Genomic DNA, 14,245 nt, shown 5'->3' with positions numbered 1-14,245 from the left:
CCGCATCCGTCCCCTGCGCGGCGGTCAGGATGCTGTCGAACGGGGCCGCGGGATCCGCGGCGGCCGGCCCCACCGGCAGCTTGTCGACGACGTTCACGCCGTGTTCGGTCACTCCGAGGACGTAGCGGGCGTCGTCGGTCTGCACGATGACCAGCTGCGCCTTCGCGCCCAGCCCCTGGCGCCCGAGGACCGTGATCGTCTGCTGCTCCTGCCGGCCCGCCGTCCGGCGGGAGAGCCGGCGCTGCAGATACCAGAGAACGCCGAGCACCGCCGCCAGCGATACGGCGACGCGCAGCGCCAGCAGCAGGTCGTCCAGCTCAGACCTCGGCGTTCTCCAGGATGCGGGTGATTCGCACCGCGTAGTCCTGGTCGACCACGACGATCTCGCCGTGCGCGATGATACGGCCATTCAGCTTCACGTCCGCAGGGGCGCCGGCGGACCGGTCGAGCTCCACGATGCGGCCGGGCTCCAGATCGAGCACGTCGCGCACCGCCATCCGGGTGCGGCCGATCTCCACGGTGAGGTCCATCTCGACGCCGGCGATGCGGTGCAGCCGCCGTGACGGGGAGCCCAGCGGGTCGGCGTCGCCGGTGGTGTGCGTGATCCGCACCGCGAGCCTGCCTATCGTGCGGCCGGTCTCGCCCTGCAGGTCGAACACCTGTGCGAGCGGATGCGCGAAGATCCCCGACGCGTCCTGCACGGTCGCGTCGCCGAGGGTTCCGGGTCCGAGCGCGCCGGCGGCGGCATCCATCGCCGCGTGCAGCCGATCGGGAAGCGGGGCGTCGCCCATGCCGTCCACCAGCACGGCGGTGTCGAGGATCTGCACCGCGATCTGGGCGCTGGTCTGCCCGATGTAGCCGACGACGACGGCCTCGCCGGTGTCGCCCGATGCCTGCGCGGCGCGGGCGGTCACCGGGGCCGCCGTCGGCAGCCTCGCGGCGAGCGCGGCGGCGACGGCGGATTCGTGGGCGGTGGTGCTCGTCACAGGGACTCCTCGGCGGGATCGGGGTCGGGCGCGGTCGCGGTGATCACGCAGGCAAGGCGGGCGCCGCTGGTGCCGACGGCGGCCGCGGCGACGAGGTGGTCCCCGGCGACGAGGTCCAGCGCCCGGTCGGCGGCATGCGGGAAGGGGAGGATGTCGCCGACGGACAGGGCCAGCACTTCGTGCGGGAGCAGGGTGCGCGGCTTCAGCCGCAGCGCGAGCTCGACCGGGGTGGCCTCGACCTGGCGGCGCACAAGGCCGGGGACGGCGGCATCCGTCTTCTCCGCCTCCTGTGTGGTGAGGCTCTCCAGGACCACGGACGCCGGCAGCATCACGCTCGCGGGGATCGTGCGGTCCCCGAGCCGCATCGAGAAGCGCACCACGATGACGAGGTCGCTTGCCGCGGCGACCTGCGCGAACTGGGAGCTGTACTGGATGCCGACGATGGCGAGGTCCGCGGGCAGGAGGCCGCCGAGGGCGTTCGTGAGGTTCTCGGCCGCGTCGGCCATGAGCGCGCGGATGAGGGCCTGCTCGATCGGGGTGAACGGGCGCTCCTCCGGCTCCTTCGCCGGCCGGCCGCCCACCATCTGCACGATCCACGCGATCCCCGCCGACAGCGGGAACTGGATGACCACGCGCGCGTCCGAGTCCGGCAGGGCGCACACCACCATCGTCGTGGTGGCCGGCAGCGAGTCGGCGTAGTCGTCGTACGTCTGCATCGTGACCAGCTCGACCGCGACATGCGCGCGCACCCCGATCTTCGCCGACAGCTGCGAGGCCCACTGGCGCGAGAACGTCTCGGCGGCGACCTCGAGCAGTCGGGCGTGCTCGCGGCTCAGCGCCGCGGGTCGGTCGAAGTCGTAGACGTCGACGGCGACTCCGGCGCCCGCGGGGGCGACGGAGGGCGCGCTCATCGGGACCACCACGACTGCGACTATCGGGTGGTGCGCGACGCGCGTAAGGGGGATCCGGGGTCAGTTCGGGTGCTGCGCTGCCTGCAACCTCGGCAGCAGCCGGCGCACCTCCTCCGGCGCGTCGGAGAGCACGACGATGTCCACGCGGCGGTTCTGCGCGAGGGCCGCCGAGCTCGTCCCGGGGGCCACCGGGTGCGCGTCCCCGAAGCCGACGGATTTCACGTGGGTGGGCTTCAGCCCCTGGTCTTCCACGAGGTAGCGCAGCACCTGCGTGGACCGGCCTGTGGAGAGCTCCCAGTTCGTGGCGAAGGGGGCGGCCGCTGTGCGATGGTCGGCATGGCCCTCCACCGAGATCTGGTTCGGCACGTCCACGAGGACGCCGCCGATCGCGTCGAGCACCGTGACGGCCTTCTTGGTGAGCACGGTGCTGTTGGTGGCGAAGTAGGTGTCGGCGCTGACCAGGCCGATCGTGAGCCCGCGATCGTCGATCGTCAGCGTGGCCGTGCTCTCCAGCCCCTTCGTCCTCAGCGCCTTGCGCAGCCGGTCGCGCAGCGCGGACAGCTCGTCGAACTCGGCGCGGGCGTCCACCAGCGGGACGTCGGCGAAGCCCTCCGCGTCCTCGTCCAGGAGGTCGGCCGGCACCACGACCCCCTTCGCGGCATCCACCGTCACCGACGACTTCTGACCGAAGCCGGTGGCCAGGGAGTTGCTGAGCGCCTCGAACTTGTCCTTGTCGACGGTGGACATCGCGAACAGCACGATGAACATGCACATGAGCACCGTGACCATGTCCAGGTACGAGGCCATCCACCGCTCATCCGGCTCGTCCGGCTCCTCGTGCGCCGAGCGACGCCACCGCCGGATGCTCATGTGGAAGCCACCGGGTCTCGGGTGGGTTCGGCGTCGGGGCGCCGCCTGGACTTCTCTTTCTTCGGCGCCTTTTCGGCCGGGCGCTGGGAGGCCATCGCACGCAGCCGTTCGCCGACGAAGTGCGGTGGCGAGCCGGCCTGGACCGCCAGCATCCCCTCCATGAGCAGCGTCATCCGCTCCAGCTCCAGCTCGCCCAGGCGCTGCAGACGTCCGCCGATCGGCAGCCAGATGAAGTTCGCCGACAGCAGGCCCCACAGGGTCGCGACGAACGCGGTGGCGATCATCGGTCCCAGTGTCTCGGGGCTGTCGAGGTTCTCCAGCACATGGGTGAGTGAGACGACGGTGCCGATGATGCCGATGGTGGGGGCGAAGCCGCCGAGCGTCATGTAGAACCTGGATGCCGACCGGTTTCGTGCGGCGGCGGAGACGATCTCGTCCTCGAGCACCGTGCGCAACTCGTCGGCGTCCGTGCCGTCGGCGATGCTCTGCAGGGCCTGCTTGAGGAACGGGTCTTTTTCATCGGCGACCGACTGCTCCAACGCGAGGAGCCCTGACGTGCGGGCGTTCTCCGCGTACCCGACGACCGTGGCGATCATGTCATGCGCGGTGCGCCTGTCGCCGCGGAACGCGCGCGGCAACGACTTGATCGCGAACACCGCATCGCGCAGCGTGCCGCTGGCGATGCCGACGGCGATCGTCGCCCCGAACACGAGGACCATCGGGGCGGGCAGCAGCAGCGCGGTGACCGACGCGCCCTCGATGCCGACCATCGCCAGGAGCGCCCCGAACGCGAGGACCAGCCCGATCAGCAGTGCGGGATCCATCAGCCGTCCTCTTCGGGCAGGGCCGGCAGGGGCCACGCGACGGCGGCGGCGAGCACGCGGGCGCGGAAGCGCGTGATCTGCTCGATCACCTGGTCCATGGTTTCGGTGACGATGAACGTGGCACCGTCGATCATGGTGATCGTGGTGTCCGGGGCGGCCTGGATGCGCTCGACCAGGTCGGGGTTCACCGCGAACCGGGTACGGTTCAAGCGCGTGACGACGATCATGGGCTCCATCCTGGAAACTCCGGCCTCGCGAGCGAGGACCTGACGGCCCCTCCTGGGCTGTCGTGGGTCACTGTCGGTCGATCTGCGCAGGGCGTTAGCCGGACGGGAGCAGAATGGTGGCAAATGCCCCTTCCGCCCACTCCTTCCGGACTGCCGTTCGGCGCCGTGATGGCGACGGGAGCCGCTTCCGCGCTGACGGGGCTGGTCGCATTGCCCGCGCTGCGATCGCCCCTGCTGGCGACAGCGATCGTCATCGCCCTGGGGGTCACCGGGAAGGGGATCGCCGGACTGGCGCGCGTGCGCGGTCTCCGGCCCCGGTTCGGGTTCGGGCACTTCACGGTGCCGGTGGGGCTCGCGGTGATCGCCCTGGGGCTGACGGCCGGTGACGCGCCCGGCGTCACCGTCGTCATCGCGGTCTGGCTCACATGGGCGACGACGGCGCTGCTGCTTGTCGTCGTCGTCGGCCCCGTCGCCGCGGACCGGCCGGGGCTGCGTGCCGTGAACGGGGCATGGTACATAGCGCCGGCGGCGCTGCTGGCCGATGCTGCGGGTGCGGGGACGCTACGCCCGCTGTGCGGGCCGGAGTGGGCTGCGGCGCTGGATGTCATGGCGCGGGCGTGCGTGTGGGCCGGCACAGCGGGGTACGCCGCGCTGTTGATTGTGGGCGCGGTGCGGATCCAGCGCCATGGACTTCACGGCGCACCGCGAGTCGCCTGGTGGATCGTGGTGGGATGCGGGGGCCTGGCCGCGGACGTGCTGGGCAGTCTGGCAGGCACGTTGTCGGAGGGGACGCTGGCCTTCACGGCCGTCGCCTGCTGGGCGATCGCCACAGTCGTCCTCGTCCCCGTGACCGTCGGCAGCGTGGTGTTCCTGGCAGGGGTGCGCAGTCTGCGCGGCCGTCCGGCGTGGCCACCCGCGTTTTCCAGCGGGGTGTACGCGCTGGGAACCGCCCAGGTCGGCATCCTGTTCCCCTCGCTGCCGGTCGCCCCCCTCGCGGCGGTGGCCGCGGCGGAGACCCTGGTCGTGTGGGCGGCCACGGCGGCCCTGCGGGTGCGCGGCGCGGTTCTCGCGCGCGCGACGATACCGCGCTGAAGGGCCGGCGGGCGCTGGCGCATGCCGCTCCGCGCCGCCCGGCCCAGGGCGGCCCGACACGGCGGGACGACCTCCGTCGGGCACACCGGGGTCGAGTCGTCAGCGCTTGAGGTTCGTCAGCTCCTGCAGCACCTCATCGCTGGTCGTGATGATGCGCGCGTTCGCCTGGAATCCGCGTTGCGCGACGATGAGGTTCGTGAACTCCTGCGACAGGTCCACGTTGGACATCTCCAGCGCCCCGCTGACGATCGTGCCCATGCCGTCGGCACCCGCGGTGCCGATCGTCGGCTGGCCGGAGTTGACGCTCGGCATGTACTGCGAGGACCCGGTTTTCTCCAGCCCCCCGGGGTTGACGAACGTCGCGAGGGCGACGCGGGCGAGCACCTGCGTCTTGCCGTTGCTGAACGTGCCGACCAGGCTCCCGTCGTCAGACAGGGCGTACGACAGCAGCGTGCCGGCGGGCTCGCCGTCCTGGCTGTCGAACGCGGCGGTGTCGATGTCGGCGTAGCCGGTGACCTTGGACAGGTCGACGGTGATACCGCCGGACACCAGCGTGCCGCCGCCGGTGAGCTGGCCGTTCGTGAACGTGAGCGTGTCGGTCGCGCCGGCGCCGTCCGCGACATCCCACCCCGTCCCGGTGCGGGTGAACGTGAGCCGCAGCATCGCACTGCCACCCTGTGCGTCGTACACGCGGATGTCGCGGACGAGCTGGTCGCCCACCGGGGTCTCGGCCGGCAGGTTGCCGGTCACCGCGGCCGCCGTCGTCGCGGTGGCGGGAAGGGTCGCACCCACCGGCAGCATGATGTCACCCACGCCCTGGCCGGGCAGGATGACGCCGTTCTGCGCCGTCCATCCCTGCACGAGTGCGCCGTCGGCGGTGACGAGCCGGGCGCTCGCGTCGAACGAGAACCCGCCGTTGCGGGTGTACCGGTTCTCGACACCGGATCGCACCATGAAGAATCCGTCGCCGGCGATCATGAGGTCGGTCGGCACGCCGGAGGACTGGGCGGCACCCTGCGCGAAGTTCGTGTTGATCCCGGCCACCTGCACGCCCAGACCCACCTGCGCGGGGTTGGACCCGCCGTTCGCCTGCTGCGGCAGGGTCGAGTTGCGCACGAGCTGCGACAGCGAGTCCTGGAACTGGACCGCGGAGGCCTTGAACCCGGCGGTGTTGACGTTGGCGATGTTGTTGCCGGTGACATCCAGCATGGTCTGGTGCGAACGCAGACCCGAGATGCCCGAGTAGAGGGAGCGGAGCATGGTGTGCCTTTCTGCGGCGGTCAGGAACGGAGGGACAGGCCCGACACGGCGTCGAGCGGGATGGTGGCGTCGCCGATCGTGACCTGCGGCACGGTGCCGGCGAACGAGATGGCGGTGACGGTGCCGGACTGTTCGACACCGGCGCCGTCGAGGTACCGCGCCTCCTGCCCGATCAGGGCGGTGGCGGCCTGGCGCATGCCGAGTGCGAAGCTCTCGGTCGTCGTGGTGGACAGTGCCGTGAGCTGCTCCATGGAGGCCAGCTGGGTGGTCTGCGAGATCATCTCGTTGGTGTTCATCGGCGAGCTCGGGTCCTGGTTGGCCAGCTGCGTGACGAGCAGCTTGAGGAATACCTCGGCGTCGAGGGTCTGCTTGCGCTCGGTGGTCGGGACGGTGCCCCCGGTGTAGATACCGGAGGGGCCGACGGGGCTGATCGTGGTCATGGTGTCCTCTCGCGTCAGGCGAAGATGTCGATTCCGGATACGCGGTCACCGGCGGGATGCGGCGGCGGCTCCGCGCGGGGCGGGTCGCGGTGGGGTCCGGGTCCGCCGGGTCGGCCGGCGTGCTGCCCGCCCGGGCCGCCGCCGTGCTGGCCGGCGAGGCTGGCGCCGTGGTGGCCCGTCGGAGCCCCGCCCGCGTCGCCCGTGGAGACGGTGAGGGATGCCTGGGGAGCGGCGGCCGCCAGGTCGCGGCGCAGGTCGGTGAGAATCGCGCGCAGCGCGTCGCGGCCGACGTCGGTGGGAGCGTGCAGCTCGACGCGGATGGTGCCGTCGGCGACGTGCGCACGCAGCGTGACCGGGCCGAGGTTCTCGGGAGACACGGTGAGCGTGATGCGGTGGTCGCCGTCCGGCGCCTGCGCGAGCGAGACGATCGGCGCGGACAGCTGCGGCGCGAGCGCGGGCCGTGCGGCGGCGGACGCGGCAGCCGGGGCGGGGGCGGCGGGGGGCGCAGTCGCTCCGGCGGCCGGAATGGGTGCGGCGGCCGGGGCTGCGTCGGACGCGATCCGCGGGTTGGTGAAGGGGGTTGGGGTGGCTGGTGCCGGGTGCGCGGATGCCGCCGAGTCGGTTGGGGGATGCGGGGATGCCGCGGGAGACGACGAGGTCGTCGCGGCCGCGTGCGCGGTTACCGCGGGGGTGCCGATCGCCGCGGCGGCTGGGCTGCTGGGTGCGGGGACGGCGGGGGCTGGTGCTGTGCCCGTGTCGGTCCCGGTGGCGGGGGAGGGGGATGCTGCTGCCGTGGCGAGTCCGGCAACCGCGGTGGATGCCCCAGCGGATCCCGATGCCGCGGCGGATCCCGAAACTGCGCCCGATGCGGCGGCATCCGTCGTCAACAGTATGGACGCCCCGGACGTGGATGGAGTCGTCGCGCCGTCGCTGTGGGCCGCGGCGACAGCCGGTGCGGCAGCCAGGATGGCGGTGGCTGTCGAGGTGCCGGCTGCAGTGACAGCGGCAGCCGCTGTGGGCAAGGCCGCGGTGCCGTCTGTGGCAGCCTCGGTGGCGGATGCCGCCTGTGCGGAGGCCGCCGGCCCCGTGCCGTCGGCCGGCACCCCGAGCGCAAGCAGCGCAGCTGCGACAGTGCCGGGCGCGGCATCCCCCGACTGCCCCGGGTTGGCATCGGTTCCGTCCGCGACCGTGCCCTCGGGCGCGGTGTTCTCGATGCCGAGGATGCCCTGCAGTGCGTCCGCGAACGCGGTGGCGTGGTCGGGCTTCGCGGCCGAACCCGCGGGGCTCGTGTTCTTCCCGCCGCTGGGCGGGGTTGCCAGCAGGTTCGCGATGCTCATGGCGTCATCCCCTCGCCCGAGCCGAGGAGAATGGCCGAGCCGAGGGCCGAATCCGCCCTTTGCGCCCTCGCCTCGGCCGAAATCCTCGCCCGGGCCGAGGGCCCGGAGCCGCGTGGCCCGCCACCGCGGGCCGCGGGGTTCCTGGCGCCGGATGCCGATGCCAGCAGGTTCGCGATGCTCATGGCGTCATCCCCTCGCCCGAGCCGAGGAGAATGGCCGAGCCGAGGGCCGAACCCGCCCTTTACGTCCTCGCCTCGGCCGATCCCCTCGGCCGGGCCGAGGGCCGCGCCACGAGACGTCATGCGTCCTCCCCGGGGTGGGTGCGGGATGCTATCTCGTCAAGCTCCTTCTGCTCGGCCCGCAGCGCTTCCGCGCGCACCTCGAGCAGGTGCGCGTGCGCGAGCTTCTCCAGCCCCCGCACCTCGCGCCGGCGCGTGTCGTGCACGGCGCGCGCGTCGCTGAGGGTCTGCTCCTGCAGCTGCGCGACAACCCGCAGTTCCGTCAGCAGTGCACGCCCCGCGGCACGGGATGCCGCGAGGGCGGCCAGCGTGCGGCCGTCCTGCGGGCCCGATCCGGCATCGCCGAGCGCCGCCCGCAGGTGCCGGTCGCGCGCCTGCGTCTGGCTGGCCTCCACGGCCGCCCGCGACAGCCGCTGCGCGGCCTCGCGCTCCTGCACGCTCCGCACCCGCAGCAGCCCCGCAAGGGAAAAAGCACGGCTCATACGACACCTCCGAAGCTCGCCACGAGCGCCGCGAGCCGGCGCCACGACTCATCCGCCGGACTCGTCTGGTCCAGCGGCTGGGTGAGGAAGTCGACGATCGCGCGCTCGTTCGCGATGGCGGCATCCACGCGCGGGTTGGCGCCGGACTGATACGCGCCGATATCGATGAGGTCGTTCGCGCCGCGCCGCGCCGCCAGCACCGCGCGCAGCGCTGCGACCAGGCCGCGCTGCTCGGCCGTCGTGACCTTGCCCGCCACGCGCGACACCGAGCCGAGCACGTCGATGGAGGGATGATGACCGCTCAGCGCGAGCGCACGGTCGAGCACTATGTGCCCGTCGAGGATCGAGCGCACCGCGTCGGCGATCGGCTCGTTGTGGTCGTCGCCGTCCACGAGCACCGTGTAGATGCCGGTGACCGACCCGGACCGGTCCGTGCCCGCCCGCTCCAGGAGCCGCGCCAGCAGTGCGAACGTCGATGGCGGATACCCGCGGGTGGCGGGCGGCTCGCCGGCCGACAGCCCGATCTCGCGCTGGGCCATCGCGACCCGCGTGAGCGAGTCCATCATCAGGACGGCGTGGGCGCCGGTGTCGCGGAACGCCTCCGCGATCCGGGTCGCCGTGAACGCCGCCCGCATCCGGGTCATCGCCGGCTCATCGGATGTCGAGACCACGACCACCGCGCGCGCCAGGCCCTCGGGGCCGAGGTCGTCCTCGATGAACTCGCGCACCTCGCGGCCGCGCTCGCCGACGAGCGCTATCACCGCGGCATCCGCCGTCGTCCCCCGCGCGATCATCGACAGCAGCGACGACTTGCCGACCCCCGAGCCGGCGAACAGCCCCACGCGCTGCCCCTGACCGACGGTGGTCAGTGTGTCGATGGCGCGCACGCCGAGGGTCAGCGGCGCCGCTATGCGGTCCCGTCCCATGACCGACGGCGGCTCGTGGTCCAGGCTCACACGGCGCGCACGCAGGGGTCCGCGGCCGTCGATCGGCCGGCCCAGGCCGTCGATCACGCGTCCGAGCAGCTCCGGTCCGACCGGGACGCGGAGCGGCCCGCCGAGGCGCCGCGCCGGCGCACCCACCGTGAGGCCCACCGCGGATGCGAGGGGCATGCAGCGCAGCCCGTCGTCGCCGGTGGCGACCACCTCGGCGCGCCGCCCGTCGCCGAGCGCCACGAGGTCGCCGACCGCGCAGTCCAGGCCCTGCACCGCCACGCTCAGCCCGCGCACCTGCGAAACCCGGCCGACCCGCTCGGGGCGCGCCGCCCGCAGCACCGTCGCCCACCCGGTCACGGTGTCGCCTCCGCGACGGCCTGGCGCGCCCGCTCGACGGCCGCGCCGATCCGCGCGTCGACGAACCCGTCGTCCAGGATGGCCACGGCATCCCCCCGGGACAGCTCGTCGTCGGCGACGAGGGCCACCCCCTCGGGCTGCACGCCCAGGCGCTCGAGGACCGCGAGATCGTCGGCGTTCAGCCGCACTTCGCGCACGTCCGCGTCGTCGGCGGCCGCGAGCGCTCGGCGCACGGCCGAGGTGGCGGCTGTCTCGCCGACGGCCAGCTCGCCCGCGAGGATCACGGCCGCCAGCTCGACGGCATGCGCGTGCACCCGGTCCTGCGCGGTGGCCGCCAGCTCGCACGCCCGCACGGTGAGGGCCGCCGCCGCCGTTTGCAGGGTCGCCACCGCCTGTGCGACCGCGCCGCGCAGCTCGGCCTCACGGGCGGCGCGGCGCGCCTCCGCCTCGGCCGCGGTTGCGGATGCCGCCTCGGCGGCCGCGCGGAACCCCTCGGCATGGCCGTCGGCGTACCCGCGGCGACGAGCGCGGTCGCGCTCGTCGTCCAGCGCGGTGTCCCGCAGCCGCGGGAAGACCGCCGGGGCGAAGACGTCAGCTGACATACTCCTCCTCGTCTGCGCGGCGCACCGTGATCTCGCCCTCGGCCTCCAGGGCGCGGATCGCGCGCACGATCCCGGCACGAGCCTCCTCGACCTGCGACATCCGCACTGGCCCGAGGCTGCGGGATTCCTCTCCGAGTACTTCGCGCATCCGCTCGGAGACGTTGCTGAGGATGACATCCGAGATCGCCTTGTTCGCTCCCTTGATGGCCAGCGCGAGGGACCTGACGTCGATTCCGCGCAGCACCCGCTGAGCGTCCCGCTCCTCCAGCTTGACCAGGTCCGCGAAGGTGAACATCCGCGAGCGGATGTCGTCTGCGAGAGCGGGATCGCGGGCCTCGATGTTCGCCAGCAGGGCCTTCTCCGTCGTCGCGTCGGAGCGGTTGATGATCTCCACGAGCGGACCCACCCCGCCGACGGCCTCCGGCGTGCCCCGCGTCCTGAGCACGCCGGTCCGTGCCCGCAGGGCGTCGCTGATGACGGAGATGGCCTCCTGCGTGCCTGTGCCCATGGTCGCAATCGCCTGTGCCACGTCCGTACGCGCCGGGTCGGGCAGGGCGCTGAGCACTGCGGCCGCCTGCTCCGCGGGCAGGTGGGCGACCACGAGCGCCACGGTCTGGGGGAGCTCGCCGTCGAGCAGATTCGCCAACTGGGCGGGTATCGCCCCGTTGAGGAAGTCGAACGAGGAATTGGCCTTCGTCGCGGCGACACGCTCGAGCACGCGGGCCGCGCGCTCTGCGCCGAACGATGCCTCGAGCAGACCTGCGGCGATGTCGCGGCCGCCACGGGCCGGGCTCACGGCTCCGGCCGCGAGGTGGTGGAACGCGGCAAGCGCACGCCCGGTGGTCGCGGCATCGGGTCGGTCGATCGCCATGATCTCGGCGGCGATGGACTCCGCTTCCTGTTCGGACAGGTGCTTCATCACCTCGATCGCCTGCACGCGGTCCAGGTTCATCACGACGATGGCCGCGGTCTGGCGTCCGGTCAAGGCGCTCATGCGTCCTGCCCGTCGTAGAGCAGGGCACGCAAGAGCTCGGCCGTCCGCCGCGGGTCGCGTCGTGCGAAGGACTCCAGGTCGCGCCGGTGGTGCTCCAGGTCTACCTGCAGGGGATCCAACTCGGGTTGACGCGGCGGTGCTTCCGGTGTCTCGGTGAACTCGAGCCGGGCAACGGGTGCCGGTTCGGCGGCGGCGGGCCCCGTGAGCGGGCGGGGGCGGCCGTCCAGCAGCGGCACGTACTCCGGATCCTCGACGGGGTCCTCGTGGGTGCGCCGGCGACGCACGACGAACAGGATGAGCGCGACGAGCACCGGCACCGCTATTGCGGCGGCCACGATGATCGTGTTGCGCAGCGCCGCCGCGCGCTCGGCGTCCGCGGCATCCCGCGCGGCCTTCAGCGCGTCCTGCGCGGCCTTCGCCTCGGTTTGGCTGAAGTTCACGAACGCCACGGTGACGGCGTCGCCGCGGGTGGCGTCGATGCCGGCGGCGGTCGCCACAAGGTTCTGCAGCTGCGCGGCATCCACGGTGCCGGCGGCCGCGGCGTCCACGGCGACCGAGACGGACTGGCGGCGCAGCGCCCCGGCGGGGGTCGTCGTGGTCTGCACGGACTTGTTCACGACGTTGTTGCGGGTCACCTCGGTGGACTGGCTCTCGCCGCCGCTGCCGCCGGAGGGCACGGCGATGTTGTCCGGACCGAGCACGCCGGCGCCGGTCGAGCCGTCCTTCGAGGTCTGCGTCTTCGTCTGCTCACTGGCCGGCGGTGCGCCTTCCGCGGGCGAGTACGTCTCGTCCTGCCTCTGGTTCGAGGACCGGTCGATGTCGGCGGCGACAGTGACGGTGGCGTTGCCGACGCCCACGACGGTGTCGAGCATCTTCTGGACGCTCGCGGCGACGCGCCCCTCGTAGTCCCCGGCCTGCTCGTCGATGCCGCCTGTGGCGCCGACCCCGACCGCGGACAGCGTCCTGCCGGTCTGGTCCACGACGGCGACGTTCTCCGGCTTCAGCCCGGTGACCGCCGCGGAGGTGAGGTGCACGATGGCCTGCACCTTCTGAGGGGACAGTGTCGAGCGGTCGCGCAGCTCGACGAACACGGATGCCGTCGGATCCTTCGTCTCGGAGACGAATACGCTCTCCTCGGGAATCGCGAGTTTCACGGATGCCGCGCCCACGCCGTCCATCGACGAGATCGTCGCGGCGAGCTCCCCTTCGATCGCCCGCTTGTAGGTGACGGACTGCTGGAACTCGGATGCCGTCACCCCCATCTTGTCCAGCAGGGTGTATCCGCCCGAGCTCGCGGTGGGAAGACCCGCGGATGCCGCGGCGAGGCGCTGGTCGTAGACATCCTGTTCCGGGACCAGCACCGTCGACCCGCCGTCGGTCAGCTGATACGGGACCGAAGACGAGCGCAGCTGCTCGACCACGGCGTTCGCGTCGGCGGCGCTGAGTCCCGAGAACAGGGGCGTGTAGGCCGGGCGGCTGAGCCAGCTGACCAGGGCGACGATGCCGAGCACGAGCACCGCGAGGCCGATCACCGCGATGGTGCGCTGCGCGAGCGTGAACCCCGCGATGATGCTCTGGACGCGCTTGAGCGCTGTCGCCACCGGCTGCGGCATCAGGCCTGCATCCGCATGATCTCGTTGAACGCGTCCACGCCCTTGTTGCGCACGGCGGCCACGAGCTCGAGGGTCACCGCGGCGCGGGTGGACGCGATCATCGCGGAGTGGATGTCATCGAGGTTGCCGGTGACGGCGGCGACGTTCAGCTGCGAGGCCGTCGACTGCAGGCCGCGCAGGTCGTCGACGGCGCCGGCCAGGCTCGATGCGAAACCGGATCCGTCGGCGGCCGGCGCCGGCGTGGGCTGGGGCGTGGGCAGGACGGAGGGGATGCCGGTGACGGCGGAGACGGGATTCATCGGCCGCGTCCTATCTGCAGCGCGGCCTCGTACGTGTTCCGGGCGCGGTCCACGACGCCGGCGTTGGCCTCGTAGCCGCGTTGCGCGAGGATCAGCTGCGCCATCTGGTCGCCCAGGTCGATGTCGGGGTAGCGGACGTAGCCGCGGGCGTCCGCGAGTGGGTTCCCCGGCTCCTGCACCAGACGCCCCTCGGCGTCGCCGAGCGCGGTTCCCGCGACGTATGCCCCCGGCGACATGTCACTTGTGGAGACCAGGACGTAGCGTTCGCGGAACGCGGCCTCGGCGGGTGAGACGGCGGTGTTGATGTTGGCGATGTTGTCGCTGACGGCATCCAGCCACTTCCGGTGCACGGTCAGGCCGGTGCCGGCGATGCCGATCGCGTCGAACGTCATGATGTGGTCCGGAGCGCTGTGCGCACCGCAGCGAACGAGCCGTCCACGGCCTGCGAGGCGAACTGGAAGCGCAGCATGGTGTCGATGCTGGAGAGGGTCTCGGTGTCGAGGTTCACGTTGTTGCCGTCGAGCCGGGTGGGCTCCAGCGACTGCCCGACCGTCGCCGTCGCGCGCCCGTCGCCCGCCGTCACGGACGCGGCCAGCGCCTCCTCGAACCGCACGCGCTTCGCGTGGTAGTCGGGCGTGTTGATGTTCGCGATGTTGTCCGCGATCGCCCGCTGGCGCTGCGAGAGGCCGTCCAGGGCGCTCGTGAGCGCTGAGATGGTCACAGAATCGAGCAAGGCCCGTCCTCCCGATGTCGATCGGTGGCGGCCGCTCCCTGGCC

The 14,245-nt window shown here is 72.4% G+C and carries 17 protein-coding genes and 1 pseudogene; 1 reads left to right on the top strand and 17 read right to left on the bottom strand.

The window, feature by feature from the left end:
• Positions 1 to 28: 28 nt before the first annotated feature.
• The 6 genes and pseudogenes from fliO to GH740_RS12160 all read right to left on the bottom strand — a co-directional run.
• A pseudogene (gene fliO / locus GH740_RS13895) lies at positions 29 to 409 on the bottom strand (flagellar biosynthetic protein FliO); the annotation flags it as partial.
• Positions 318 to 986 carry a flagellar motor switch protein FliN gene (fliN, locus tag GH740_RS12180; RefSeq protein ID WP_367641549.1) on the bottom strand — a complete coding sequence of 223 codons (669 nt, stop codon included), beginning with the start codon at positions 984 to 986 and terminating at the stop codon, positions 318 to 320. The gene fliN and the pseudogene fliO, both read right to left, overlap by 92 nt.
• The gene (locus GH740_RS12175) at positions 983 to 1,897 is read right to left on the bottom strand and encodes a flagellar motor switch protein FliM (protein WP_153746364.1); all 915 of its coding nucleotides are present in this window, start codon (positions 1,895 to 1,897) and stop codon (positions 983 to 985) included. The genes fliN and GH740_RS12175 overlap by 4 nt, the downstream gene beginning before the upstream one ends.
• Positions 1,898 to 1,957: 60 nt before the next feature.
• Positions 1,958 to 2,767, bottom strand: coding sequence for a flagellar motor protein MotB (locus GH740_RS12170; protein ID WP_153746363.1), 810 nt, complete (start codon positions 2,765 to 2,767; stop codon positions 1,958 to 1,960).
• Entirely contained in the window at positions 2,764 to 3,591 is an 828-nt protein-coding gene (locus tag GH740_RS12165; RefSeq protein ID WP_153746362.1) for a motility protein A, read from the bottom strand. Before GH740_RS12165 ends, GH740_RS12170 begins: the two co-directional genes overlap by 4 nt.
• The gene (locus tag GH740_RS12160; protein ID WP_153746361.1) at positions 3,591 to 3,818 is read right to left on the bottom strand and encodes a flagellar FlbD family protein; all 228 of its coding nucleotides are present in this window, start codon (positions 3,816 to 3,818) and stop codon (positions 3,591 to 3,593) included. The genes GH740_RS12165 and GH740_RS12160 overlap by 1 nt, the downstream gene beginning before the upstream one ends.
• 123 nt (positions 3,819 to 3,941) lie before the next feature.
• Here GH740_RS12160 and GH740_RS12155 point away from each other — a divergent pair, with 123 nt between their 5' ends.
• Positions 3,942 to 4,910, top strand: coding sequence for a hypothetical protein (locus GH740_RS12155; RefSeq protein WP_153746360.1), 969 nt, complete (start codon positions 3,942 to 3,944; stop codon positions 4,908 to 4,910).
• A 99-nt stretch (positions 4,911 to 5,009) separates the two neighbouring features.
• Here GH740_RS12155 and GH740_RS12150 read toward each other — a convergent pair whose 3' ends face one another.
• The 11 genes from GH740_RS12150 to GH740_RS12100 form a co-directional block, all read right to left on the bottom strand.
• On the bottom strand, positions 5,010 to 6,170 hold the full coding sequence (locus tag GH740_RS12150) for a flagellar hook protein FlgE (RefSeq protein ID WP_153746359.1): 1,161 nt from the start codon (positions 6,168 to 6,170) through the stop codon (positions 5,010 to 5,012).
• 20 nt (positions 6,171 to 6,190) lie between these two features.
• Entirely contained in the window at positions 6,191 to 6,610 is a 420-nt protein-coding gene (locus GH740_RS12145; protein WP_153746358.1) for a flagellar hook capping FlgD N-terminal domain-containing protein, read from the bottom strand.
• A gap of 14 nt (positions 6,611 to 6,624) precedes the next feature.
• Complete coding sequence (locus tag GH740_RS12140; protein ID WP_153746357.1) at positions 6,625 to 7,947, bottom strand: flagellar hook-length control protein FliK; 1,323 nt, start codon at positions 7,945 to 7,947, stop codon at positions 6,625 to 6,627.
• Positions 7,948 to 8,245: 298 nt separating this feature from the next.
• Complete coding sequence (locus GH740_RS12135; protein WP_153746356.1) at positions 8,246 to 8,668, bottom strand: hypothetical protein; 423 nt, start codon at positions 8,666 to 8,668, stop codon at positions 8,246 to 8,248.
• The gene (locus tag GH740_RS12130) at positions 8,665 to 9,960 is read right to left on the bottom strand and encodes a FliI/YscN family ATPase (RefSeq protein ID WP_367641548.1); all 1,296 of its coding nucleotides are present in this window, start codon (positions 9,958 to 9,960) and stop codon (positions 8,665 to 8,667) included. Before GH740_RS12130 ends, GH740_RS12135 begins: the two co-directional genes overlap by 4 nt.
• On the bottom strand, positions 9,957 to 10,562 hold the full coding sequence (locus GH740_RS12125) for a FliH/SctL family protein (protein WP_153746355.1): 606 nt from the start codon (positions 10,560 to 10,562) through the stop codon (positions 9,957 to 9,959). Before GH740_RS12125 ends, GH740_RS12130 begins: the two co-directional genes overlap by 4 nt.
• A complete protein-coding gene (fliG, locus tag GH740_RS12120; protein ID WP_153746354.1) occupies positions 10,552 to 11,556 on the bottom strand; it encodes a flagellar motor switch protein FliG in 1,005 nt (334 codons plus the stop codon). The genes GH740_RS12125 and fliG overlap by 11 nt, the downstream gene beginning before the upstream one ends.
• Positions 11,553 to 13,169, bottom strand: coding sequence for a flagellar basal-body MS-ring/collar protein FliF (gene fliF, locus GH740_RS12115; RefSeq protein WP_153746353.1), 1,617 nt, complete (start codon positions 13,167 to 13,169; stop codon positions 11,553 to 11,555). Before fliF ends, fliG begins: the two co-directional genes overlap by 4 nt.
• Positions 13,169 to 13,468, bottom strand: coding sequence for a flagellar hook-basal body complex protein FliE (gene fliE, locus GH740_RS12110; RefSeq protein WP_153746352.1), 300 nt, complete (start codon positions 13,466 to 13,468; stop codon positions 13,169 to 13,171). The genes fliF and fliE overlap by 1 nt, the downstream gene beginning before the upstream one ends.
• Complete coding sequence (locus GH740_RS12105) at positions 13,465 to 13,860, bottom strand: flagellar basal body rod protein FlgC (protein WP_153746351.1); 396 nt, start codon at positions 13,858 to 13,860, stop codon at positions 13,465 to 13,467. The genes fliE and GH740_RS12105 overlap by 4 nt, the downstream gene beginning before the upstream one ends.
• Positions 13,857 to 14,201 (bottom strand): flagellar basal body protein, encoded by a 345-nt coding sequence (locus tag GH740_RS12100; RefSeq protein WP_153746350.1) that lies wholly within the window; start codon positions 14,199 to 14,201, stop codon positions 13,857 to 13,859. Before GH740_RS12100 ends, GH740_RS12105 begins: the two co-directional genes overlap by 4 nt.
• Positions 14,202 to 14,245: the final 44 nt, after the last annotated feature.

This window comes from Microbacterium sp. SYP-A9085 (genome assembly GCF_009649635.1).
In the GTDB taxonomy this organism is placed as follows: Bacteria; Actinomycetota; Actinomycetes; order Actinomycetales; family Microbacteriaceae; genus Microbacterium.
This window is presented reverse-complemented; position numbering and strand designations above follow the sequence as displayed.

What these genes read in the sequence shown, in the direction of transcription:
- GH740_RS12175 (WP_153746364.1), bottom strand. Translation starts at nt 1,897, where the DNA reads ATGAGCGCGCCCTCCGTCGCCCCCGCGGGCGCCGGAGTCGCCGTCGAC.
- GH740_RS12170 (WP_153746363.1), bottom strand. Translation starts at nt 2,767, where the DNA reads ATGAGCATCCGGCGGTGGCGTCGCTCGGCGCACGAGGAGCCGGACGAG.
- GH740_RS12165 (WP_153746362.1), bottom strand. Translation starts at nt 3,591, where the DNA reads ATGGATCCCGCACTGCTGATCGGGCTGGTCCTCGCGTTCGGGGCGCTC.
- GH740_RS12160 (WP_153746361.1), bottom strand. Translation starts at nt 3,818, where the DNA reads ATGATCGTCGTCACGCGCTTGAACCGTACCCGGTTCGCGGTGAACCCC.
- GH740_RS12155 (WP_153746360.1), top strand. Translation starts at nt 3,942, where the DNA reads ATGCCCCTTCCGCCCACTCCTTCCGGACTGCCGTTCGGCGCCGTGATG.
- GH740_RS12150 (WP_153746359.1), bottom strand. Translation starts at nt 6,170, where the DNA reads ATGCTCCGCTCCCTCTACTCGGGCATCTCGGGTCTGCGTTCGCACCAG.
- GH740_RS12145 (WP_153746358.1), bottom strand. Translation starts at nt 6,610, where the DNA reads ATGACCACGATCAGCCCCGTCGGCCCCTCCGGTATCTACACCGGGGGC.
- GH740_RS12140 (WP_153746357.1), bottom strand. Translation starts at nt 7,947, where the DNA reads ATGAGCATCGCGAACCTGCTGGCAACCCCGCCCAGCGGCGGGAAGAAC.
- GH740_RS12135 (WP_153746356.1), bottom strand. Translation starts at nt 8,668, where the DNA reads ATGAGCCGTGCTTTTTCCCTTGCGGGGCTGCTGCGGGTGCGGAGCGTG.
- GH740_RS12125 (WP_153746355.1), bottom strand. Translation starts at nt 10,562, where the DNA reads ATGTCAGCTGACGTCTTCGCCCCGGCGGTCTTCCCGCGGCTGCGGGAC.
- fliG (WP_153746354.1), bottom strand. Translation starts at nt 11,556, where the DNA reads ATGAGCGCCTTGACCGGACGCCAGACCGCGGCCATCGTCGTGATGAAC.
- fliF (WP_153746353.1), bottom strand. Translation starts at nt 13,169, where the DNA reads ATGCCGCAGCCGGTGGCGACAGCGCTCAAGCGCGTCCAGAGCATCATC.
- fliE (WP_153746352.1), bottom strand. Translation starts at nt 13,468, where the DNA reads ATGAATCCCGTCTCCGCCGTCACCGGCATCCCCTCCGTCCTGCCCACG.
- GH740_RS12105 (WP_153746351.1), bottom strand. Translation starts at nt 13,860, where the DNA reads ATGACGTTCGACGCGATCGGCATCGCCGGCACCGGCCTGACCGTGCAC.